The sequence below is a fragment of the Pseudomonas sp. CP-1 genome, assembly GCF_021213715.1.
GTDB classification, from domain to species: Bacteria; Pseudomonadota; Gammaproteobacteria; order Pseudomonadales; family Pseudomonadaceae; genus Pseudomonas; species Pseudomonas aeruginosa.
In genome coordinates, this window is sequence record NZ_JAJQKY010000021.1 from 27,326 (window position 1) to 49,561 (window position 22,236).

Annotated in this window: 21 protein-coding genes and 3 pseudogenes; 12 read left to right on the forward strand and 12 right to left on the reverse strand. The window is 61.8% G+C overall.

The annotated features are described in order from the left end of the window. Position 1 precedes the first annotated feature (1 nt). Both LT948_RS27715 and metE read left to right on the forward strand, forming a co-directional pair. On the forward strand, positions 2 to 2,272 hold the full coding sequence (locus LT948_RS27715; RefSeq protein ID WP_031627920.1) for an OsmC domain/YcaO domain-containing protein: 2,271 nt from the start codon (positions 2 to 4) through the stop codon (positions 2,270 to 2,272). Positions 2,273 to 2,404: 132 nt separating this feature from the next. Continuing rightward, on the forward strand, positions 2,405 to 4,705 hold the full coding sequence (gene metE, locus LT948_RS27720; RefSeq protein ID WP_033951382.1) for a 5-methyltetrahydropteroyltriglutamate--homocysteine S-methyltransferase: 2,301 nt from the start codon (positions 2,405 to 2,407) through the stop codon (positions 4,703 to 4,705). A gap of 61 nt (positions 4,706 to 4,766) precedes the next feature. Here the strand turns inward: metE and LT948_RS27725 are convergent, their stop codons facing one another. Together LT948_RS27725 and LT948_RS27730 are read right to left on the reverse strand one after the other, a co-directional pair. Next, positions 4,767 to 5,336, reverse strand: coding sequence for a GNAT family N-acetyltransferase (locus tag LT948_RS27725; protein ID WP_073657428.1), 570 nt, complete (start codon positions 5,334 to 5,336; stop codon positions 4,767 to 4,769). Positions 5,337 to 5,382: 46 nt separating this feature from the next. Further along, on the reverse strand, positions 5,383 to 5,679 hold the full coding sequence (locus tag LT948_RS27730; protein WP_003088248.1) for a DUF7660 family protein: 297 nt from the start codon (positions 5,677 to 5,679) through the stop codon (positions 5,383 to 5,385). Between the two features lie 308 nt (positions 5,680 to 5,987). On the opposite strand from LT948_RS27730, the pseudogene LT948_RS33405 reads away from it, so the two are divergent. The 4 genes and pseudogenes from LT948_RS33405 to LT948_RS27745 all read left to right on the forward strand — a co-directional run. Then, positions 5,988 to 6,755, forward strand: a pseudogene (locus tag LT948_RS33405) (PAS domain-containing protein); the annotation flags it as partial. 183 nt (positions 6,756 to 6,938) lie between these two features. Continuing rightward, positions 6,939 to 7,283 (forward strand): annotated as a pseudogene (locus tag LT948_RS33410) (methyl-accepting chemotaxis protein); the annotation flags it as partial. Between the two features lie 417 nt (positions 7,284 to 7,700). Next, complete coding sequence (locus tag LT948_RS27740) at positions 7,701 to 8,081, forward strand: DUF4354 family protein (protein ID WP_023112951.1); 381 nt, start codon at positions 7,701 to 7,703, stop codon at positions 8,079 to 8,081. Between the two features lie 709 nt (positions 8,082 to 8,790). Beyond that, positions 8,791 to 9,666, forward strand: a complete 876-nt coding sequence (locus LT948_RS27745) for a M48 family metalloprotease (RefSeq protein ID WP_023980447.1) — start codon at positions 8,791 to 8,793, stop codon at positions 9,664 to 9,666. A gap of 364 nt (positions 9,667 to 10,030) precedes the next feature. Here the strand turns inward: LT948_RS27745 and LT948_RS27750 are convergent, their stop codons facing one another. Both LT948_RS27750 and merR read right to left on the reverse strand, forming a co-directional pair. Then, on the reverse strand, positions 10,031 to 11,407 hold the full coding sequence (locus tag LT948_RS27750; RefSeq protein ID WP_218816337.1) for a hypothetical protein: 1,377 nt from the start codon (positions 11,405 to 11,407) through the stop codon (positions 10,031 to 10,033). Positions 11,408 to 11,473: 66 nt separating this feature from the next. Continuing rightward, positions 11,474 to 11,872, reverse strand: coding sequence for an Hg(II)-responsive transcriptional regulator (gene merR, locus LT948_RS27755; protein WP_003089120.1), 399 nt, complete (start codon positions 11,870 to 11,872; stop codon positions 11,474 to 11,476). Positions 11,873 to 11,946: 74 nt separating this feature from the next. Between merR and LT948_RS27760 the strand changes: the two genes are divergently transcribed. From LT948_RS27760 to LT948_RS27770, 3 genes are read left to right on the forward strand one after another with little or no spacing between them, the layout of a single operon-like run. Further along, positions 11,947 to 12,297: a mercuric transporter MerT family protein gene (locus LT948_RS27760; protein ID WP_003089115.1), complete on the forward strand. Its 351-nt coding sequence runs from the start codon at positions 11,947 to 11,949 to the stop codon at positions 12,295 to 12,297. Between the two features lie 12 nt (positions 12,298 to 12,309). Then, positions 12,310 to 12,585: a mercury resistance system periplasmic binding protein MerP gene (gene merP / locus LT948_RS27765; protein WP_003150552.1), complete on the forward strand. Its 276-nt coding sequence runs from the start codon at positions 12,310 to 12,312 to the stop codon at positions 12,583 to 12,585. A 7-nt stretch (positions 12,586 to 12,592) separates the two neighbouring features. Beyond that, on the forward strand, positions 12,593 to 12,805 hold the full coding sequence (locus LT948_RS27770) for a GDCCVxC domain-containing (seleno)protein (RefSeq protein WP_003089113.1): 213 nt from the start codon (positions 12,593 to 12,595) through the stop codon (positions 12,803 to 12,805). A gap of 12 nt (positions 12,806 to 12,817) precedes the next feature. On the opposite strand, the gene LT948_RS27775 is transcribed toward LT948_RS27770, so the two are convergent. The 7 genes and pseudogenes from LT948_RS27775 to LT948_RS27805 all read right to left on the reverse strand — a co-directional run bounded on the left by LT948_RS27775 (position 12,818) and on the right by LT948_RS27805 (position 18,628). After that, positions 12,818 to 15,811 carry a Tn3 family transposase gene (locus LT948_RS27775; protein ID WP_003299771.1) on the reverse strand — a complete coding sequence of 998 codons (2,994 nt, stop codon included), beginning with the start codon at positions 15,809 to 15,811 and terminating at the stop codon, positions 12,818 to 12,820. Between the two features lie 3 nt (positions 15,812 to 15,814). Then, positions 15,815 to 16,225 carry a putative toxin-antitoxin system toxin component, PIN family gene (locus tag LT948_RS27780; RefSeq protein ID WP_003150546.1) on the reverse strand — a complete coding sequence of 137 codons (411 nt, stop codon included), beginning with the start codon at positions 16,223 to 16,225 and terminating at the stop codon, positions 15,815 to 15,817. Beyond that, positions 16,225 to 16,464, reverse strand: a complete 240-nt coding sequence (locus tag LT948_RS27785) for a ribbon-helix-helix domain-containing protein (protein WP_003089107.1) — start codon at positions 16,462 to 16,464, stop codon at positions 16,225 to 16,227. Before LT948_RS27785 ends, LT948_RS27780 begins: the two co-directional genes overlap by 1 nt. Positions 16,465 to 16,494: 30 nt before the next feature. Further along, a complete protein-coding gene (locus LT948_RS27790) occupies positions 16,495 to 16,941 on the reverse strand; it encodes a hypothetical protein (RefSeq protein ID WP_003288519.1) in 447 nt (148 codons plus the stop codon). Positions 16,942 to 17,628: 687 nt separating this feature from the next. Then, positions 17,629 to 17,865 (reverse strand): annotated as a pseudogene (locus tag LT948_RS27795) (TraX family protein); the annotation flags it as partial. Beyond that, entirely contained in the window at positions 17,862 to 18,302 is a 441-nt protein-coding gene (locus LT948_RS27800) for a YqaA family protein (protein ID WP_003089095.1), read from the reverse strand. The pseudogene LT948_RS27795 and the gene LT948_RS27800, both read right to left, overlap by 4 nt. A gap of 20 nt (positions 18,303 to 18,322) precedes the next feature. Next, positions 18,323 to 18,628, reverse strand: coding sequence for a metal-sensing transcriptional repressor (locus LT948_RS27805; protein WP_003089094.1), 306 nt, complete (start codon positions 18,626 to 18,628; stop codon positions 18,323 to 18,325). 511 nt (positions 18,629 to 19,139) lie between these two features. Here LT948_RS27805 and LT948_RS27810 point away from each other — a divergent pair. The 3 genes from LT948_RS27810 (at position 19,140) to LT948_RS33225 (ending at position 20,754) form a co-directional block, all read left to right on the forward strand. Beyond that, positions 19,140 to 19,877, forward strand: a complete 738-nt coding sequence (locus tag LT948_RS27810; protein WP_003089091.1) for a HupE/UreJ family protein — start codon at positions 19,140 to 19,142, stop codon at positions 19,875 to 19,877. Positions 19,878 to 19,889: 12 nt separating this feature from the next. After that, positions 19,890 to 20,570, forward strand: coding sequence for a hypothetical protein (locus LT948_RS27815; RefSeq protein ID WP_003089089.1), 681 nt, complete (start codon positions 19,890 to 19,892; stop codon positions 20,568 to 20,570). Positions 20,571 to 20,631: 61 nt separating this feature from the next. Continuing rightward, positions 20,632 to 20,754 carry a hypothetical protein gene (locus LT948_RS33225; RefSeq protein ID WP_016713062.1) on the forward strand — a complete coding sequence of 41 codons (123 nt, stop codon included), beginning with the start codon at positions 20,632 to 20,634 and terminating at the stop codon, positions 20,752 to 20,754. Between the two features lie 80 nt (positions 20,755 to 20,834). On the opposite strand, the gene LT948_RS27820 is transcribed toward LT948_RS33225, so the two are convergent. Next, positions 20,835 to 22,139, reverse strand: a complete 1,305-nt coding sequence (locus tag LT948_RS27820; RefSeq protein WP_003089087.1) for an MFS transporter — start codon at positions 22,137 to 22,139, stop codon at positions 20,835 to 20,837. Between the last annotated feature and the right edge of the window lie 97 nt (positions 22,140 to 22,236).

Below are 22,236 nucleotides of genomic sequence, written 5' to 3' on the forward strand. Positions count from 1 at the left end.
CGTGGAAGTAAAGGTCAATTTTCTCGATAACCTTCGACTGGAAGCCAGGTTCGATGATTTCACGGTGATCGCCGACCAGCCGATTCGCTACAAGGGCGACGGCTCCGCGCCGGGGCCGTTCGACTACTTCCTGGCGTCGTCGGCGCTGTGTGCCGCCTACTTCGTCAAGCTGTACTGCCAGACGCGCAACATCCCCACCGACAACATACGTCTGTCGCAGAACAACATCGTCGACCCGGAGAACCGCTACCGGCAGATCTTCAAGATCCAGGTGGAACTGCCGGCCGACATCTCGGAGAAGGACCGCCAGGGCATCCTCCGCTCCATCGACCGCTGCACGGTGAAGAAGGTGGTGCAGACCGGGCCCGAGTTCGTCATCGAGGAGGTCGACAACCTCGATGCCGACGCCCAGGCGCTGCTGATGCCCGGCACCGATGCCGCCGGCTGCACGCGCATCCCGGGCAAGGACCTGCCGCTGGAGCAGACCATCGCCAACCTGTCGGCCATCCTCGCCGGCCTCGGCATGAAGATCGAGATCGCCTCCTGGCGCAACATCGTGCCCAACGTCTGGTCGCTGCACATCCGCGATGCGCAGTCGCCGATGTGCTTCACCAACGGCAAGGGCGCGAGCAAGGAAAGCGCGCTGGCCTCGGCGCTGGGCGAATTCATCGAGCGGCTGAACTGCAACTTCTTCTACAACGACCAGTACTGGGGAGAAGAGATCGCCAATGCGGCGTTCGTCCATTACCCGGACGAACGCTGGTTCAAGCCCGGCCGCGACGATGCGCTGCCGCTGGGACTGCTCGACGGCCATTGCCTGGCGATCTACGACCCCGACGGCGAGCTGCGCGGCTCGCACCTGTACGACACCAACTCGGGCAATGTGCAGCGCGGTATCTGCGCCTTGCCCTTCGTGCGCCAGTCCGACGGCCAGGTGGTGTATTTCCCCTCCAACCTGATCGAGAACCTCTACCTCAGCAACGGCATGAGCGCCGGTAATACCCTGGCCGAAGCGCAGGTGCAGTGCCTGTCGGAGATCTTCGAGCGTGCGGTCAAGCGGCAAATCCTCGAAGGCGAACTGGCGCTGCCGGACGTGCCGCCGGAGGTGCTGGCCAAGTACCCGGGCATCCTCGCCGGGATCCGCGGCCTGGAAGAGCAGGGCTTCCCGGTACTGGTCAAGGACGCCTCGCTGGGCGGCGAATTCCCGGTGATGTGCGTGACCCTGATGAATCCGCGCACCGGCGGCGTGTTCGCTTCCTTCGGCGCCCACCCGAGCTTCGAGGTGGCCCTGGAGCGCAGCCTGACCGAACTGCTCCAGGGGCGCAGCTTCGAAGGCCTGAACGACCTGCCCCAGCCGACCTTCGAAAGCCATGCGCTGACCGAGCCGAACAACTTCGTCGAGCATTTCATCGATTCCAGCGGCGTGGTGTCCTGGCGCTTCTTCAGCGCCAAGGCCGATTTCCCGTTCGTCGAGTGGGACTTCACCCGGCAGGGCGAGGCTGCCAACGCCGAGGAAGCCGCGACCCTGTTCGGCATCCTCGAAGCCATGGGCAAGCAGGTCTACATGGCGGTGTACGAGCACCTCGGCGCTACGGCCTGCCGGATCCTGGTGCCGGGCTACTCGGAAATCTATCCGGTGGAAGACCTGATCTGGGACAACACCAACAAGGCCCTGGCGTTCCGCGAGGACATCCTCAACCTGCACCGCCTCGACGACGCAGCGCTCGGGGCGTTGCTGGAGCGCCTGGAAGACTGCGAGGTGGACGACTACACCGACATCACCACGCTGATCGGCGTCGAGTTCGACGACAACACGGTCTGGGGCCAACTGACCATCCTCGAGCTGAAAGTGCTCATCGGCCTCGCCCTGAAGCGCTTCGAAGACGCCAAGGAAGGCGTGGAGGCGTTCCTCCAGTACAACGACAACAGCGTCGAGCGCGGCCTGTTCTACCAGGCGCTGAACGTGGTGCTGGAGGTCGTCCTCGACGACGAGCTGGAGATCGCCGACTACGAGGCCAATTTCCGCCGCATGTTCGGCGACGCGCGGATGGACGCCGCGCTGGGCTCGGTGGACGGCAGCGTGCGCTTCTTCGGCCTGACGCCGACCAGCATGAAGCTGGAAGGGCTCGACCGGCACCTGCGGCTGATCGACAGCTACAAGAAGCTGCACGCGGCGCGAGCCAGGATGCAGCCCGTGGTCGACGGCGAGGCCGGCGCTGCCGCGGCTGGCGGCCTCAAGCCTCGGCGCATGGCGATCCGCAAGCGCAAGTGAGGAGGGCGCCGAGGTCAGGGCGCGAGGATGATCATGAGGGAAACTTGATTTCATCACGAAGAAATTGAGTTTGTCTCATGGCATGAGTCTCCCGAGAATCCCTCCATCGACCTTTCGACTGGAGGAACACCCATGGCCCTGGCCCACACTCTCGGCTTCCCACGCATCGGACGCGATCGCGAACTGAAAAAAGCCCAGGAAGCGTTCTGGAAGGGCGAGCTGGACGAGGCCGGCCTGCGGGCCGTCGGTCGGCAGCTGCGCGCCGCCCACTGGCAGGTACAGAAGGACGCCGGCATCCAGTTGCTGCCGGTCGGCGATTTCGCCTGGTATGACCAGGTGCTGACCCATTCGCTGACCTTCGGCGTGATCCCCGAGCGCTTCCGGGCGCACGGCGAGGCCGGGCCGACCTTGCATACCCTGTTCGGCATGGCCCGTGGCGTCAGCGACGACAGTTGTTGCGGCGGTGCCCATGCCCAGGAAATGACCAAGTGGTTCGACACCAACTATCACTACCTGGTCCCCGAGTTCAGCGCCGATCAGCAGTTCCAGCTGAGCTGGGAACAACTGTTCGAGGAGGTCGACGAGGCCAGGGCCCTCGGCCACCAGGTGAAGCCGGTGCTGATCGGTCCGCTGACCTACCTGTGGCTGGGCAAGGCCAAGGGCGCCGAGTTCGACAGGCTCGACCTGCTGGACCGCCTGCTGCCGCTCTACGGCCAGATCTTGCGTCGTCTCGCCGGCCAGGGCGTGGAGTGGGTGCAGATCGACGAGCCGATCCTGGTCCTCGACCTGCCGCAGGCATGGAAGAATGCCTTCGAGCGCGCCTACAACCTGCTACAGAGCGAGCCGCTGAAGAAGCTGGTCGCCACCTACTTCGGCGGCCTGGAAGACAACCTGGGCCTGGCCGCCAACCTCCCGGTGGACGGCCTGCACATCGACCTGGTGCGAGCGCCGGAACAGTATCCGAGCATCCTCGACCGCCTGCCGGCCTACAAGGTCGTCTCGCTGGGCCTGGTCAACGGGCGCAACGTCTGGCGCTGCGACCTGGAGAAAGCCCTGGAGGTGGTGCGCCATGCCCGGGAGCGCCTGGGCGAGCGGCTGTGGGTCGCGCCGTCCTGCTCGCTGCTGCACAGCCCGGTGGACCTGGAACGCGAAGACGGGCTGGACGCCGAGCTGAAGAGCTGGCTGGCCTTCGCCGTGCAGAAGTGCCGCGAAGTCGCGGTGCTGGCCCGTGCCGCCACTGAGCCGGAAGCCGCCGAGGTGCTTGCCGCCCTGGAAGAGAGCCGTGCGGTCCAGGCCAGCCGCGCTTCCTCGCCGCGAATCCACAAGCCGGCCGTGCAGGCGCGCCTGGCCGCGATCAAGGCCAGCGACGCCCAGCGCCGCTCGCCGTTCGCCGAACGCATCGCCAGGCAGCGTGCCGGGCTCGACCTGCCGGCGTTCCCGACCACCACCATAGGCTCCTTCCCGCAGACCTCGTCGATCCGCCTGGCCCGCCAGTCGTTCAAGCAGGGCAAGCTGAGCGAGGCCGAGTACATCGAGGCGATGCACAGCGAGATCCGCCATGCGGTGCAGATCCAGGAACAACTGGGGCTGGACGTGCTGGTACACGGCGAAGCCGAGCGCAACGACATGGTCGAGTACTTCGCCGAGCAACTGGACGGCTACGTCTTCACCCGCTTCGGCTGGGTGCAGAGCTACGGCTCGCGCTGCGTGAAGCCGGCGGTGATCTATGGCGACCTGAGCCGTCCGCGGGCCATGACCGTGGAGTGGATCAGGTACGCCCAGAGCCTTACCGACAAGGTGATGAAGGGCATGCTGACCGGCCCGGTGACCATGCTGATGTGGTCCTTCCCGCGCGAGGACGTGTCTCGCGAGGTGCAGGCGCGCCAGTTGGCCCTGGCGATCCGTGACGAAGTGGTCGACCTGGAGGCGGCCGGCATCAGGATCGTGCAGATCGACGAGGCGGCTTTCCGCGAAGGCCTGCCGCTGCGCCGCAACGCCTGGCCGCACTACCTGGAGTGGGCCACCGAGGCCTTCCGCCTGTGCGCCTCCGGAGTCCGCGACGAAACCCAGATCCATACGCACATGTGCTACAGCGAGTTCAACGATGTGATCGAGTCCATCGCCGCCATGGACGCCGACGTGATCACCATCGAGACCTCGCGTTCGGACATGGAGCTGCTGGAGGCCTTCGAGCAGTTCGACTACCCGAACGAGATCGGTCCGGGCGTCTACGACATCCATTCGCCGCGCGTGCCGAGCCGGGAAGAGATCGTCGCGCTGCTGCGCAAGGCAGCCCGGCGGATACCCGCCGAGCGGCTCTGGGTCAACCCGGACTGCGGCCTGAAGACCCGCGCCTGGCCGGAAACCGAGGCGGCGCTGGTGAACATGGTCGCCGCTGCCCGCGAACTGCGTGGCGACCTCGCCTGCGGTTGACCGGCGGGCCTGGTGAGCGCAACGGGACGCCTGGCGTCCCGTTCCGCATTTGCACGTCGGTTCAGCGCGGAGCGTCCACCAGCGCCCGTAGCACATGGTCTTCCCAGACCCCGGCGATCTTCAGGTAGGCGCGGGCGTAGCCCTCCTTCTCGAAGCCGAGGCTTTCCAGCAGGCGCTCGCTGCGTGCGTTGCGCGGCAGATGGCTGGCCATGATCCGGTGCAGGCCGAGCTGCTCGAAGCAATACTGGTTGGCTACCCGCAGGGCACGCGCCATCAGGCCGCGGCCCTGTGCCGCAGCGGCCAGGGAAAAGCCCAGGTGGCAGGCCTGGAATACCCCGCGGACGATGTTGGTGTAGCTGCAGCGCCCCAGCACCTCGCCGTCGTCGGGATCGAGCAACAGCAGGAGAAGCGCCTCGCCTTCGTCCATGCTCGCCACCTGTAGCAGGGTGCGGGCGCGGGCGTTGTCCACGGAAAAATACCCCGGGTCGCGCAGCGGCTCCCACGGCGCCAGGTGCTCGCGGTTGGCGTTCTCGTAGCGGCTGGTCCGGACGAAATCGTCGGGTTGCAGCGCGCGCAGGAGGAAGTCTGCGTCGCGATGCAGTATCGGCACCTGCCGCCGGTTGCCCGGCAAGCCCCTCGGGTAGCCGGGCGGGAAGGGCGCCAGGGCAGACTTGAAGTCATTCATAGAACTTGCCCGCCAGCATCAGTTGCGCCGCGCGCCGCCAGGCATTCTCCGGCCTGGAATAGCCCGGCAGGCCGTCGCGGGAGTCCTCGCCCCAGGTCGCGGCGGCATCGAGGAAGCCACCGATGCTGCCGTTCTCCCAACCCAGCGGGCTGGGGCCGAACGGCTTCGGCGGGTTGGCGGCGGCGAGGCGGCGGTCTTCCTCCCAGTCCGCCGCCAGCGCGGCGAGGAAGCGCAGGTAACCCGCTTCGTCCTCGACCTGTTCGGCCAGCGCGTAGAGATCGGTTGCCATGTGCTTCCTCCTGGAGGTGGGGTTCGGGGTACGACGGCGCGCGGTCGGAGCGCGGTCAGGCCGGGCGCCTCTGGCCAATGCCGGCCTTGGCCACCGCGATCGGCAGGGCGTAGCGATCATAGCGCGGGCCGGCGCTTGCGTGGCTGATGGCGCGGACGCGGTGCCGCGCCCGGCAGGGGACGGACGGTGCCGCGGGCGCCGAGGAAAATTGCCGGACCCCGATCTAAACTGGCGTGTAGCGGCAGGACGACTATCTCCGGTTCTCCACTCCCTCGCGATGGACAGGTGCCATCAAGGAGTCGTGCGCGATGCTCTTCGGCAGAAAAAGCAGGGCGGTCGAAAGCGCCGCCAAGGATGAAGATGTAGCGTGGCGACTCGAGGCCATCGGGCAGAACGTCGCCACCATCCGATTCACTCCCGATGGCCAGATACTGTCCGCCAACCCGCTGTTCCTCGCGGCGGTCGGCTATTCGGCGGACGAACTGGTCGGCAAGCACCACCGGATCTTCTGCGACGAGGACTACCAGGCCTCTGCCGCCTACGTGCGCTTCTGGAAGGAACTGGCCAGCGGCACGCCCCAGCGCGGCGTGTTCAAGCGCCTGCGACGCGACGGTTCGCCGATCTGGCTGGAGGCCACCTATTTCCCGGTGAAGAATGCCGAAGGGGCGGTCGTCGAGGTGCTGAAGATCGCCGCCGACGTGACCCGCAACCATTCCGAACTGCTCCTGCTCAACGCGATCAACGACTCCATACGCCAGTCCATGGCCGTCATCGAGTTCACCCCGGACGGCGAGATACTCGATGCCAACGAAAACTTCCTGCGTCTCTTCGGCTACAGCCTCAAGTCGCTCAAGGGCCAGCACCACCGCATGCTCTGCTTCGACGAGTTCTATCGGGAGAACCCGGATTTCTGGGCCCGGTTGCGGCACGGCGAATTCTCCCGCGGGCATTTCGAGCGCCGCACAGCCGCCGGTGAGCGGGTACATATCGAAGCCACCTACAACCCGGTCAAGGACGGTTCGGGGCGGATAATCAAGGTCATCAAGTTCGCCATCGACGTTACCGAACAGGTCAATCGCAACGAGGAAGTACGGCGCGCCGCCGAGCTGTCGTTCTCCACCGCGGAAGAGACCGCGCAGATTTCCACCCGCGGCATCGACTCCCTCGACCAGTCCGTCGCCCTGTCGGCCAAGACCCTGTCGATGGTCAACACCGCCGTCGGCCTGATTTCCCAGCTCACCCACCAGACCAAGGACATCGAGAACATCGTCACCACCATCCAGAGCGTCGCCGAACAGACCAACCTGCTGGCCCTCAACGCCGCCATCGAGGCTGCTCGCGCCGGCGACATGGGGCGCGGCTTCGCGGTGGTCGCCGACGAGGTGCGGCAACTGGCGGCGCGCACCAGCGGCGCCACGGTGGAGATCAAGAACGTGGTCACCGAGAACGTCAAGCTGACCCAGCAGATCAACCACAACATGCAGACCATCGAGTCCAGCGCCCAGGAGAACAACAACCAGATCACCACCGTGGCCGGCATCATGCAGGAGATCAGCAAGGGCGCCGAGCACGTGGCGCGGGTGGTGTCGAGCCTGTTCAAGTGAGGCGCAACCGGGACGGCGCCCGGTCGTGACTCTCCCACAAGGTGGCGAGCGCAGACTCCGCTCGCCACCCGCAGCGGAGTCGAACGCGACATGCCACCGAAGAGCGTCCGCCTGATCCTCGGCCATCCCTCCGGCGACAGCTTCTGCGCCGCCAGCGCCTTGGCCGGGCGCCTGGCCTTCGGTTGCAAGCGTTCGAGGACAGCCTGGCGGGCGCGAGGATCGTGTGGGGCCGAAGACCGGCGCTCCGCGTAGCGAGCGGTTTTCGCCTGGAAGCACGGTTGCGGGAAAAGTTCCGCTGGAAACCCTCCGACTTGCAGAACACGAGGCGCCCCGCATTCCTTGGCACTGCGCTTGATAGCGGCGAAAAGACCCACGGAAAATCACCGGGTCGTTCAGTCTTTGCCAAAGGAAATCAGTATGAAGAACGCAATGGCCCTGACCCTGGCCGGCCTGCTGGCCGCTCCTTCCCTCGGCTTCGCCGCCGCGCCGGACGCAGTGATGGTCTTCGCCCGCCAGGGCGACAAGGGCAGCGTATCCGTCGGCGACAAGCACTTCCGCACCCAGGCCTTCAAGGTCCGCCTGGTGAATGCGGCGAAGAGCGAGATCAGCCTGAAGAACAGCTGCCTGGTGGCGCTGTCCGCCGCCGGCCAGTCCTTCAGGCTGGATACCGTGGACGAGGAACTCACCGCCGATACCCTCAAGCCGGGCGCCTCCGTCGAAGGCGACGCGATCTTCGCCTCCGAAGACGACGCGGTGTACGGCGCATCGCTGGTCAGGCTGAGCGACCGGTGCAAGTAGGCGACTAGCCGTTGCGCAGCGAAAGCCGCAGGGCAGTCTCGGCGGCTTTCGGGGGCGAGGAAACGGCTTTCGAAGGTTTCGGCGCGAATCTGAAATCATTCAGGGCGCGTTTCCGGCGCTTCTGGTTGCCTGGGCTGGGGGCCGAATTCCAGATTCCAGATGCCCGGGGCTAGGGGAGGGTAGACATCGTTCCAGGCTGCGCCCGAGCGAGGCGCTCGACCCACAAGGCACGCCCGGCCCCCTTTCCCGCGTGCGGGAGAGGGTTGGGGCGAGGGCCAGCAGCACAATACCCGCCAACACCAGATTCCAAAAAACGAATCCGCACTACTCAAGCCGCAGCTATTGCGGTTAGCAGTGGGGGAGATTGTGGTTCTGCGGGTGGCAATAATAGATGTGCCGACCAGGTATGGGAGAGGCTATGGCTTGGGGAGGGAACGGCTGTATACGGCCAGAAGCGGACATCCACGCCAAAGTCATGGAGACAGCCCAAGCCTGATTGAATCTTGTGAGCAAGAAACGCCTCGCGCTCGCCATGGAGCGCCGCAACGTGGGTTGCAACTCCTCTGGGGAACCGCATTCATTTTAGCTGACTCGCAGTAATGATTCCGCCTAAGCAGACCCCCGCCAAGGAAGCATCTTCAAACCTCAACATGTACGGGAATCGATTTTGATACTATTAGATTGGGGAAATAAGTAATGGATCGAAGAAGTGCTAAAGGGAAGAGACGTAATTGACGCATTCAAGTCTGACATAGAGGGATTCTTCTACCCGACGGCAGGCTTTGTGATGAATATCTCTGTGCAAGGCACGCGCACAGCATATAGAGGCAGTGCAGACAGTGGACGCATCCTGATCAGCACTGACCTCGCGGAATGTGAGGTCGACAGCCTAGAGAGGATGATGTTCATACTCCTGGTTCTGGGCCACGAGACAGCACACCTACTCAACGTGCATGGCGGGTTTCGAGATGAGTCCAACCAAGACACCAAGGCTCTTGAAGTATGGGCAGACTTCTTCGGCACTAAGGTAGCCATGGTGGCAATGACGATTGGCGACAAGATACAAGACATGGTGACCGGGTTACCCGGCGGGAAGGAGACGGGTGCGCGCGTGGAGGCGATTGGCGCGGCAATCGGCCTATTAGGAAAGACGTATTTCGAGACCGGAAGTACCCGATATGAGCCCGCACCTGTTCGTGTGGCGACTTGTGTTGCGGGCGTCATGTCTGCACTGGACACGTTTTGGTCGTTGAATGGTATCCCCCGCAACGTAGGGCGTTCGATGTCGCTGCAACTGCGGCTGTATCAGTCGCCCGCAATGCGCTTGGTGCTCAGCAAAGTGGGAGAAGTGGAAGGCGCGGGCGTTCCTGAGCGCGGTCAGTTCTCGACCATTCGACGAATTCATCAGCACATCCAGAGCGACAGAGCCTCCATAACAGTGGGCATGCTTCCTATCCCATCGGCTTGGCTGCACACTAACTATGAGGGAAGCGAGCAGGAGCGCATGGCGGAAGCAGAACGGCAGCGGGATAAGCTGAAGGAAGAGCTCGCAAAGCTTGGGCTGGCTCTGCCTGAGGGCTGGTAAGAACGCTACTGGTCGAAAGCCTTGATTTATCGTATAGAGGACTATCCTTTTGATGCCGTTCGACATTAGCGCCGCAGGATCCAGTCAGTAGGTCAACGTATAGCCAGATCGCGCGGTCGCGTCAGAGACCGGCACACATTCCAGCCGACACGCATGTGGATAACCGCTTTGGGTCGGGGCTGACAGTCGTGAAAGGCTGGAGTCGACCCAAAGCGACCGGTTGCGAGAAGCAAGAAAGCTAAAAGCGGACGCTCTGTGCCATTATTAGACCGAACGTGGCCGATAGAAATCGCACCGAAAGTGCCGATCAAATAGAATAGAAGCTTAAGCAACTTGATCGCCTAACCACTCTGTCGGGCGGGAATTAGCTGGCGCTTTCCGATCTGTAGAGATATTTGTTGCTTGGAACGTACTCTTTCCTTTGCATAAGGTTGATGATTTTGACGTTCTCGCTGTGCTTCAAATACTTGTAGGTGAAGTACCTAGCTACTTTGTCCTCATGCGTGGACAGGATGATCTGCTTCTCGCTGAAGTCGTTACGCAGCACCTCGACCAGAGAGGCCATGTTAATGTCGTCCATAGTCTGGACAGGGTCATCGATGAGAATGCTAGAAAACTTAGTAGAGTAGACCCGATGCAGTGCCAGAGTCAAAGCGATGACTACAGCGGAAATCTGCCCGGAGCTCATGGTGTTGAGAATATCGTGGTCGCTTTCCCAGTTGGAAACGAGGCGCACGTTCTTCAGCTCATCTTCACCCGTTGGGTCTTTGATGAATATGCCATGGCCAAGCCCAGCCTGATGGGTCTGGAGGATCTTACCGGAGTAAATGTAGAAGGGAATCTCGATGTCGGTGATCAGCTTTTTCCGGTACTGCCGGATCTGAGTCCGAACTATTGTTATGAGCTCACCCACGTCTGATGCAGCACGCTCTAAATTTTCATACTGTTTCAGCAGCTTGGCGAGCTCTTCGGATATCTCCTTCAGCGAGTTGAAATAGAGGCTCTTGATGTAGATCTCTTTCTTATCTAGCAGGTCGATGCTCACCAGAGCCAACTTGTCCTGTTCGCCGTTGAAATAATCCCTATAAATTCTTTCAAATACATTGGCGCCGTTGGCTTCGTAATAGCCCTCTGGTGCTGCACCGATTGCCGAGCGTATCCGCTCACATAAGTTTCCGGTCGCCTCGGCAATGTAGTTATATCCGCCTTGAACCGGAAACGTCGTTGCAAGCAAGTCATCATGCTCAATGCGTTCCGACAGTAGCCATTTTCTGAGCTTCTCAAAGCGCTCTTTTGCAGCTAGCGCTTTAGATAGTGCGAGTAAGTCCTCTTGGGTGGAAGCCGCCGTCCGCTCGAGATAAGTGGCACAGGTCTGGAGCAAGGGAGAGAGATGAATCGTGTTGAAAGAATCCCTCGCCGCCACCAGTTGCCGATCCTGCCCTGAGAGTTGTGAGCGAATTAGATGGCCATGCTGAGCAATGGCGTGAGCCAGCGCATCATGAGTCTTATAGTCGTGCCCGCAAAGCAAGCAGGCAGCCTCGTTTGGCACCTTCTGAAGTCCGGCAGACATGGCATCGTGGTGATTGAGGAGCTCGGAGTAAATGGAGCTCAAACCACTCGCTTTGTTCTCCTCTTCGATGAGTGTTTGGAGGGCAGTTTCAAATGCGGCGCTGCTTCCGAGGGTCAAGGCTTGGAAGATGGTCTCAAAGCTATTAAGGGGTTTGGGGAGCAATGGAACCAAAAACCAACGTAAGCTCTGAATCCCACCGTAAAGGGGCTTTCCGATCTCCAGCTCACCCGCCAGGCATTACTCTCTGATCAGTGCCTCGATGATCGGGCAGATCGTTCCGCCGTCTCCCGCATCACATTGCTGCACCAGTTCGCCTAACAGTTGCTGCATGACGACCAAGTCGGCCATCTTCTGCTCGATCAACGCGAGCTTGCGTGCAGCCCGTGCTCGCGTTTCGGCACAGGCGCACGACTCATCCAGCGTCAGCAGTCCACCGACTTCCGAGAGCGTGAAACCCAGCGCCTGAGCCCGCTTGATGAAACGCAGTCGCTTCACCATGTCCACCGGATAGCGCCGATGGCCACCCAAGGGTTTGGCTGGTTCATCCAGCAGCCCGCGTCGCTGGTAGTAGCGGATCGTCTCGACGTTCACCCCGGCGGCGTCTGCCAGCTTGCCAATGGTCAGCTCTGTGGCCATCACTTTCTCCTTGATTCCGTACTTTGGTACGGAGTTTAGAATAGCACCTAGGCAATCAGGCTCAGGAGATGGGAATGGGGATGCAACTCACCGGGAAAGGCTCGCTGGTCGCGAGTTCGCTGACCGCCATCGGTGCGTCGGTGTGCTGTGTCGGGCCACTGGTGCTGTTGGCACTCGGTGTCGGCGGTACGTGGGTGGGCGCTCTGACCATGATGGAGCCACTACGCCCCCTCTTCATCGGGTTGACTCTACTGTTCCTGGGATTGGCATTCCGCAAGCTCTACCTGGTGCCACAGGTTTGTACGCCAGGTACACCCTGCGCCGATCCGCGCACGCTCGTGCGACAGCGACTCGTGTTCTGGATCGTCAGCGTGCTGCTGCTCGGCCTATTGGCCGTGCCGTGGCTCGCCCCGCTGTTCTACTGAAGGAGATTAACCATGCGCAAACTGCTGATCGCCGTGCTTTTCGCCTTGCCCTTCGTGGCGCTGGCGGCTCCCCCGAAAACCGTCACGCTCGACGTGCAGAACATGACGTGCGGACTCTGTCCGATCACGGTCAAGAAGTCGCTGGAGAAGGTGTCCGGCGTGAGTGACGTCCAGGTCAATTTCGACCAGAAGACGGCGACCGTCACCTACGATCCCGATAAGGCCCAGCCCGAGGCACTGACTGAGGCGACCGCGAACGCGGGATACCCCTCCACAGTGCAGAAGTGAGGTCACGATGAGCGCCATTGTCCTTGAGTCCGTGCTGACTTGCCCGCGCTGCGGCTTCGCCAAGCCGGAAACCATGCCCACGGACGCCTGCCAGTTCTATTACGAGTGCAGCAACTGCAAGGCGCTGCTGCGCCCCAACCCAGGGGATTGCTGCGTTTTCTGTTCGTTCGGCTCGGTGAAGTGCCCGCCGATCCAGCAGCAGCTTGGGTGTTGCTCATAGCGTTTAGGGGGATCACAGGTCGTCGTCTGGATTACGCAGTGGCCGCAGCTCGCCGCGCGCAACTTCTTCCGGTACCGCAAAGGAATACCGCCCGAGCATGTTGATGTGCTCGTAGATCAGCGGCGATAGCCGGGCCAAATCCTCTTCCAGCACTGGATAGCCGTGCTGCTTGAGCCGTTCCACGGCCGCCGTCATGTAGAGGGTGTTCCACAGCACGATGATGTTCACCACCAGGCCCAGAGCACCGAGCTGGTCTTCCTGGCCTTCGCGGTAGCGCTGGCGGAGCTCGCCGCGTTTGCCGTGGAACACGGCGCGGGCCAGGCTGTGCCGGCCTTCGCCTCGGTTCAACTGGGTCAGGGTGGCGCGGCGCTTGGACTCGTCGTCGATATAGGTCAACGTGTGCAGAGTCTTTTCGATCCGCCCGAATTCGGCCAGCGCCTGGGCCAGCCGGGTGGGTCTATCTCCCGTTTGCAGCGTGCGCATGATGCCAGTCGCCGGCACCCGGCCGAGTTTGAGCGAGCCGGCCAGGCGCAGCAGGTCGTCCCAGTGCTCGGCGATCAGGTCGAGTTTGACCGACTGGCGGGCCAGCCCGTTGAGCTTGCCGTAGTCCGCGTCCGGGCGCGTGCGCCAGAAGCGGGTACCGCCGACATCGGCCAGCCGCGGACTGAAGTGGTAGCCAAGTAGGCGGAAGAGCCCGAACACCACATCGCTGTAGGCCCCGGTGTCGGTCATGATTTGCGTCGGCTGCAACTCGGTCTGCTGTTCCAGCACGACCGCCAGCAACACCAGGCTGTCGCGCAGCGTGCCGGGCACGGTGATGGCGTTGAGGCCGGAGAATTGGTCGGAAATCAGGTTGTACCAGGTGACACCCCGGCCGGTGCCGAAATACTTCGGATTGGGGCCGGCATGCACGGTGCGCACCGGTACGACGAAGCGCATGCCATCGGCGGAGGCGACCTCGCCGCCACCCCAGACTTGGGCCAGTTCCAGTTGGCTTTGCGCTCCGACCAGGATGGCGTTAGCCGCTGACAGGGTGTCGTCGCGGATATAATTCTGGCTGACCCAGGACAGCCGGTCACGGCGCAGCGCCGGGTTGTCGGTGCGGATCAAGGGCTCCAGGCCGGTGTTGCAGGCCCCGCCCAACAGCACCGCGCAGAGGCTGGTGACCAGGTTGTCGGCGCGTGCATTGCGTTCGGAGACATGGGTGAAGGCCTCGGAAAAGCCAGTGCGGGCGGCGATTTCCAAGAGGATTTCCGGCAGATCGACACGCGGCATCAGGTCAGACACGGCCGCCCGCAGTTGCAGCAACGAGCAGGGCTCGTCCAGCTTGTCCAGCGCCCCGAGCGACAGTTCGGTCTTGCCCTCGGTGTTCTCGCTCAGTTGAATCGCCGGGTTGTCGGGCAGGCGCGCGGCTACTGCCAGCCAGGTTGCATCCAGCTCGACGGACAAGGCGTCCAGGGTGGTTTTGGCGTCGATGGTCAGGCCCAGTGACCGGCAGATGATCGGTCGCGCCGCCAGCCATTCGGCACCGTCGAGCAGGCCAAGGCGCGGGTCGGCATAGCGCCAACTGGGCGAGACGAAGACATCGCGGCGGCGCAGGGCCGTGCGCAGCGCATCGAGCGTGCAGAACACATAGGCACCCATGTCGAGGGAGCCATCTTCGCGGGTGATGTGCTTCTGCCAAGCCTTGGCCACGATCTCCTGCGGCGCGTCATCCTCTGGCTTCCGGCGCGGCAGGTTCAGTTGCAGCCACTCCAGACTAGCCGCCACGCCCTTGCCGGCCGGGCTGAAGCCGAAGCGGATGTGCTTGAGCAGGTCGGGCAGGAAGCGGCGCACGCTGCGGTAGCGCGCTTCCAATGCAAGAAAATAGACGTCATCTACCGGGCGGATCAGCGCGTTGACCTCTTCCAGGGCCTTTTCCAGGGTGGTCCTCGGCAGGTCGTTGAACAGCCGGGCGCGCACGTTGTCATCGCTGATCGAGCTGTCCAGCACGACCTTGCACGCGGCGGCGAGCGTCGCGGCCGACCGATCCAGGTCTTTCAGGCTGCGCATGCGGGCTTTCTTGTCGGCCTTCTCCGCGTTGCTGAACAGGTCGCGCAGCAAGGCCTCCAGGACTTCCAGTGCGTCGTCGTGCGCAGTCGCCTCCAGGCAGAGTGCGAAGGCCACCAGTGTCGCCATCCGCCGCGACGCCGGCAGCCGATTAATCGCGGTGACCTTGGCCGTGTTGGCGAAGCGGGCCAGGGCGGCGATACGGCTGGGAGGGATGTGCGCCGCCGCCGGCAAGGTGATGCCGATGCCGCGCACGTCATCGAGCCGGCGCAGTGCCCGAATCAACGCGGGGCCACTGACCATGACCGGGCCGGAGCGCAATTGATCCAGCCGGGAGCTGCGGTTGCCTTCGGCCACCGTCAGCAAGTCTTGCAGTTGCAATCGCTGTTCCTCAGTCACGCTGCGGCCCAGCGTAAACCAGAGGCGTTCTTCGACCCGACTGCGCAACTGGGCGATAAAGCGCTCTAGTTGAGACACACCAGGCAGGAGGACTTTCTGTGTGAACAGCCACGAGGTGGCTCGCTCAAACAGCACTCCCGGCCGGTCGGTGCCCGTCCAGCAGAGGGCATACAGCCAGCGGCTCAAGCGAAAGCCGATGCCCGGATCGGTGAAATGACGATAGCCAAAGCGGTTCTGAATATCGGTGGCATGTATCCAGCGGCGATGATCGCTATAGCGCTGGAGGCAGTCGGGGTCTGGAATCGCCAGTTGTCGGCAAAGCACCTGCAGGACTTCCACCGGCACGGCGGCGGGCTTGTCCGGCAGAACGCCAACGAAGCGGACGGTGGTCAGCAGAACGGCATAACCCAGACGGTTATGGTTACCCCGCAGCACCTGGATGGCTTCACGGTCTTCATCGCTCAGGTGGAAGTAACGTTCCAGCTCTTCACGGCTGGGCGAATCAACATAGCGGCCAAAACCGTCGCGTTGCTCTTGAGTCAGAAAACCGACCGGCATTGATCACAGCACCTCGACGCAGAACACGGCGGGCGTGACGATCCGCGTGCGTTCGATGTGCCCGCGTTGCAGCAGGCCGGCGCGGCGATCACCGGTTACCAGGTAGTCCGCATCGCCCGCCAAGGCCATGGCCAGCAAAAACGAGTCATCCGGATCATCGGCTTCGACCTCGATGGTCAGGCGCTCCAGTACCACAGCCCGTTGCAGGTTATTGATCATGGCGCCCACCTTGGCGGGCTGTAGGATGGCCTGAAGCTTGGGATAGCGGCTGGCTCGACGAATTTCATCGAGTTGCATCCGCGAGGTCACCACCTCGAAACGCGCCGCCCGCCAGGCACGGTAGATCGCATCGGGCGCGCCATGTGGCGAGATCAGGGCGCTGAACAGGATGTTGGTATCCAACACGACCCGCATCAGCGCTTACGTGCCCAGTCGAGCGCTTCGTCAACCGCGTTGGTCAATTCTGCCTCACTCAGATGGGCGTTAGCGGCCTTGGCCTGCTCAGCGCTCAGCTCCAGGATGTGTGCCCGTACCGCTTCTTCGATGAAGCGCGACAGGTCGCCCTTACGGCCGCCGCCCTGGCTGGCCAGAAACATCCGAAGCGACTGGTCGGTGTCGGCCGAGACGGCGACATTCCAGCGAATGGTATTCATAGCGTTCTCCGCTAATAGGTGTTTGTGTGTTTATACGCCAATCACAAAGGGCGATGCAATGGTTCGACAAAACGATGGTTTTCCCGAACTAACCAGACGCCACAAGGGTTTGCGGGCAGGCGCTGGGCTTAAGTGCACTTTCTGTTCCGTTGCTCCCCAAACCCCCTCGACCGGCCTCTCATTGGACAGCACGACATTCGGTGCCGTTAGCCAGTGGAGCGCACCTCCTAGATCCCCATCGTACAGCTCCAATAGCGCATCGAGGATCTCGATAAGACGACAGAACACCTCACCAGCCTGTATAGACATCACGGCACTGCCGGGGGACGCAGTGATCCACTGCGCGATCTGCGCTGGCGATCGCTCCAACTCGCTTGCCAAATCGGAGATCAACGACACCGGCAGGCCCGCCAGTACGGCGACGTGCAGATAGTAGTGGCCTCTCGGCAAATCCAGTTTTTCGCGGAGCCTTTCCATAACTGCCTCCAGGATAATTGGCCATTTGATAATGTCATCTTGGCCCCGAGTTTGCGCATGATGGTCTCGAACCATCCGCACCGTAGCTTCGAGAGAGAGCGAATGAACACTATCTGAAGGCTACTCGGCAGTGCGAGAGGGCTTTGGCAGTGACGCTTTGATCGGTGTTATTATTGAAACCTGCCCAAGAGCTTCCTCTCCCGGGTGCGTGTACCGGTGATGAAACTTGGTTTGAGGCGGTCTCGTTGAGGCCGCCTTTGTCGCTTCTGGGAGAGCCCCCAGTACTAAGCAGCCGTTATGCGTCGAAGCGCAAAGCCTCGACCAAAGCTGTTCGCAGGCCCTCTAACTCGGCATTTCTCCAATCTTATGAACTCGCGCTGGGTACGGACGGCGGGAATTATCTGCAATTATCTCGGCATAGATAATTGATCAATATTTAGCCGCCACTACTGAGCAGCGCCTCTCAAAGTTAATCCTTTAGATACAGCAGGTTACAGAACGAATGTCCTAATTTTTGCCTTATCTCGGCATGCCCCCTAATGCGGAAAATGGCTGCTGCGAGGTGCTCGCGGCGGCCAAAAACGGAGAACTGAGCGGGTTACCTGGTCGATTTTGATCGACGGCCCGCTTTCAAAAGCAGCAAGGGCTGAAGTCGACCGGAAATACAGGGTTACTTCAGACCTTCCTTAGGTAGCGGCCATTGCTGCGAGTGAACAACGCGCCAACTTCCGTTCGACAGACATTCACGGCGATCGCCAGGCAAAACAGCGGGAACGAGAGGCGTCCCAGAATGAACAGGTTATCCAGTGATGGCCATGCCAGACGCATGTGGTCGAGCACCATCGTGAGCAGGGCGATCCACTTGATGAGGTCCTGTCCGTTGTGTCGTTCAACCCGCGAAGGTGGTGATTCGTACGCGCTCAACTCAGGTTCTCCAGGATGAGAATCGCAAGGACCAGATACCGTCCGCCCTTGGCGAGCGTGACGATCAGGACGAACCGCCAGAGCGGCTCTTTCATCACGCCGGCGATCACGGTTAGCGGGTCTCCAATGATGGGTACCCAACTGAGCAGCAGCGACCAGTACCCGTAACGTTCATAGGAGGCTTTGGCTTTTTCGAAGGCCGCTTGCTTTACCGGAAACCAGCGCTTTTCGCGATAAGCCTCGATACCTCGTCCCAGCAGCCAGTTCACAACCGATCCGAGTACGTTGCCTGTGGTGGCCACCACCAGCAGGATGGCTGTGGAAAAACGCTCGGATATCAGCAGTCCGCCCAGCACTGCCTCCGATTGCATGGGCAGCAGGGTTGCCGCGCCGAATGCAGCCAGAAACAGGCCGAGGTAACCGCCGTACTCAAACATTCAACAACCGAGCACCGTGCCTACAGGTATTTGGTGATTTGCTTGAATTCGTCCAGTGCCGAACGGTCGCCCTTGCTCAGGGCTGTCACCGAGTCTTCCAGGCAATGGTCGATGTGGTCCTGGATCAGTGTCCGCTTCGCCTGGCACACGGCCTTTTCAACAGCATGGAGCTGCTGGGCGATGTCCACGCATTCACGTCCTTCATCGATCATGGTGATGATGCTGCGCAGGTGGCCGTCCGCTCGCTTGAGGCGTTTGATGATGGCGTCGTGAGTCTGGTGGGTATGAGCGTGACCATGCGGTTGGTCGTGAACGTGTTCTGACATGACTTGAGTCTCAGACGGCGATACTTTACGCTCTGCATGCTATCCCCCTGGGGGGGTTGGGTCAAACGCGCTATTTCACACCGTGTTTCAACCGGATAAGCATTGGGATGTCTCGTCGTTTTCTTTCAGCGACCATGATCGTGGCTTTGGCAATGGCCTTTCTGCTGGCCTGGACCGGTCATGCCTATTCACTTTCCGTCCTCTCGCAAATCACGGCAAAGAGCGCCCAGAGCCTGACTCATGATCACTCCCACGACTCGTCCCTGAGTTGTGCGCAGTGCTCTGATCACTACCACTCCCCCCTGACGCCCGATCACCAGCACGAAACGCCTCAGATACCAGCTGCAATCCACTTCTCCAGTCATTTCGAAGCCTCGGTACACCTGGCCATGCTGGGCGATTCCGTGCCTTGGCCCCCCATCTTCCGTATCGAACGCCCACCCCGTCCTGTGCTTGCTTCCTGACCAAGGCCGCTCTGCGGCCAACAATCACTGCAAGAAAGGATTGATCCATGCATTCGCACTCCCTAAAGGGTGGGGGCCTGTTCGCCATGCGTTCACGCCACCTGTTGTATCTGCTGTTCCTGCTCGTCGCCTCGCTGTTCATCGGCATGCCAGAAGCTCTGGCCCATGCCGTGGCCGAGGGTGACAAGGGCTTCATCCAGGAAAGCACCGGGGTCATGCTGATCCCCTTCATCTACATGGGCGCCAAGCACATGGTCACGGGATACGACCATCTGCTGTTCCTGTTCGGCGTCATCTTCTTCCTCTACCGGCTGAAGGATGTCGGCCTGTACGTCACGCTGTTTGCGGTCGGCCATTCGGTGACGCTGCTGATCGGCGTGCTGACGGAAGTCAGCATCAGCTCGTACGTCATCGACGCAATCATCGGTTTCTCGGTGGTGTACAAGGCCCTGGATAACCTGGGCGCCTTCCAGCGCTGGTTCGGCTATCAGCCGAACACCAAGGCCGCCACGCTGATTTTCGGCCTGCTGCACGGCTTCGGCCTGGCAACCAAGATCCAGGAATACGAGATCTCTCCCGATGGGCTGATCCCCAACCTGATCGCCTTCAACGTAGGGGTGGAGATCGGTCAGCTGATGGCGTTGAGCGCCATTCTGATCCTGATGGGCTTCTGGAGGCAGACCCCAAGCTTCTGGCGTCATGCCTATACCGCCAACGTCGCAATGATGAGTGCTGGTTTCCTGTTGATGGGTTACCAGATCTCCGGCCTGTTTCTGACCGCTTAAGGACTCCTGATCATGTTCAATTCTCCACTCCCATCGGCAAGCGAATTGCCGAGCAGCCGCCAACTCGTTCGTTCCACCGTCATTGCCCTGGCTGTCGCCATGGGCCTGCTGGTCACCGTGGTGATGCCTTCGGAATACGCGGTCGACCCGACCGGCCTGGGCCGCGCCATGGGCCTGACGCAAATGGGCGAGATCAAGATCACCCTCGCTGCCGAGGCTTTGGCTGACGAGGCTGCGTCGAAAGCGGCAGCTGCTCCGGCCCCAGCTCCTGTCGTTGCTGCTGCACCGGCACCTGCACCGGTAGCGCCACCCGTACAGCAAGTGGCAGCAGCCCCTCAGCCCGCGGCTCCCGTATCCAGCAAACCTGCTGCCAACGCCAAGTCCGATCAGGTCACCGTAACCCTGACGCCAGGCGAAGGTCGGGAGATCAAGCTGGAAATGCTCAAGGGCAGCACTGTGAGCTATGAATGGACCGCATCCGGCCCGGTCAACCACGACACCCACGGTGAGATCTACAACGCCGCCCAAGGCGATTTCCACAGCTACAGCAAAGGGCGTCAGGTGAAAGGCGACAAGGGCGACCTGACCGCGCTGTTCGATGGCACCCATGGCTGGTTCTGGCGTAACCGCACCAACGCCGATGTCACCATCGTGCTGAACACGACTGGCGACTACCTGAACGTGAAGAAGTAATCCCGCCGGGGCGAACCTGTTGTTCGCCCCGACTTTTTGATCTCAATTGGAATAGCTGAAGATGACTACCAAAATCCTCAAATCGCTCGTTGTGCTGAGCTTCCTCGGCCTGTTGGCTGCCTGCGGTGGTACTGATACCGAATCGAAGTCTGGCGATGCGGGTCACGGCCACTCGCACGAGTGATGCAAACAGGGCCGCTAAAGCGGCCCTGTTTCTTTCTGGATTACGCGAAGATCATCGATAGAACCCGTGCAACGCGGGCTTTATGGCTTTGGCCATTTCCGGTGATCGTCATCGATGACGAACGAGTGCGCATGCGCATTGCCGTTGGCCACGTGCGGGTGGTCTTCCGGCAGGTCATCGTGATTGTGCGCTACCACGTCTTCCTCATACTCCGGGCGCCAGATCCGCTTGCTCACCAGCCAGGCTACGGCGGCAACCAGACTCAGTCCGATGAACGAAGCCGTCAGGCTGACGCTTGCCCCCAACCATCCCGCGAGCGGGTAGGTGATCAGCCAGCAGGCGTGTGAAAGGGCGAACTGGGCGGCGAACAGCGCAGGTCGATCCTGGGCTGAGGACGAGCGCCGCAGAATGCGTCCGGACGGTGTCTGTGCCAGGGAGTAGCCGGCACCCAACACCAGCCACAACAGGATCAGCGCCGGGTAACTGGAGACGAAGGTACCCAGGATCAAACCGGCTACCAGCACGGCACCGCCGGCCAGCATCGCCTTGCGATCGTCCAGTCGTTCCAGCAGCTTGGGCAGCATCAGGGCGACCACCATCGAGCCACCGCCGAAGGCCATCAAGGCCATGGCGGTAGAGCTCTGGGGCAGCGCGAACTTGGATTGCACCAGTACCACGGTGTTGACGATGACCATGGCGCTGGCGGCTGCGATCGTCAGGTTCAGTGCAAGAAGGCCACGCAGCCGCGGGGTGCGCAGGAAAATCCGCATGCCCTTGGTGGTGCGTTCATAGATGCTGCGTTTGGGTCCTCGTGCCGCCAGGGGCAGCACCACGGTACCGACCATCGCGGCGGACACCAGGAAGCCCACCACCGTGCCCGCGAACAGGCTGTGGAAGCTGACCACCGTAAGCAACAGCGCGGCCAGCATCGGACTGATCACGCTTTCCAGGTCATAGGCCAGGCGCGAAAGGGAAAGCGCCCGGGTGTACTCGCGCTCATCCGGCAGGATGTCAGGGATGGTGGCCTGGAAGGTTGGCGTAAACGCCGCAGAGGCCGACTGCAGCACGAAAATCAGCACGTACACCTGCCAGATCTCGGTGACGAAGGGCAGCATCAGCGCGACCGCTGCCCTGACCAGATCGAGGGTGACCAGCATCGCCTTGCGCGGCAGATGCTCGGCGAACGCGGCGGCAACCGGTGCAACGCCGATGTAAGCCGCCATCTTGATGGCGAGCGCGGTACCCAATACAGCTCCCGCCTGGGCGCCGGCCAGGTCGAATGCCAGAAGCCCGAGGGCAACCGTCGCCAGACCAGTGCCCACCAGGGCGATCACCTGGGCCAGAAAGAGGTGTCGATAAGTACGATTTTTTAGAACGGATAGCATGCGCTACCTCCGGGTAGTGCGGGTGATTCATGTTTCTAGCGTATCCCCCCTGGGGGGATACGGTCAACGTGAGTGAATCGAACCCTCATCCCGGCAG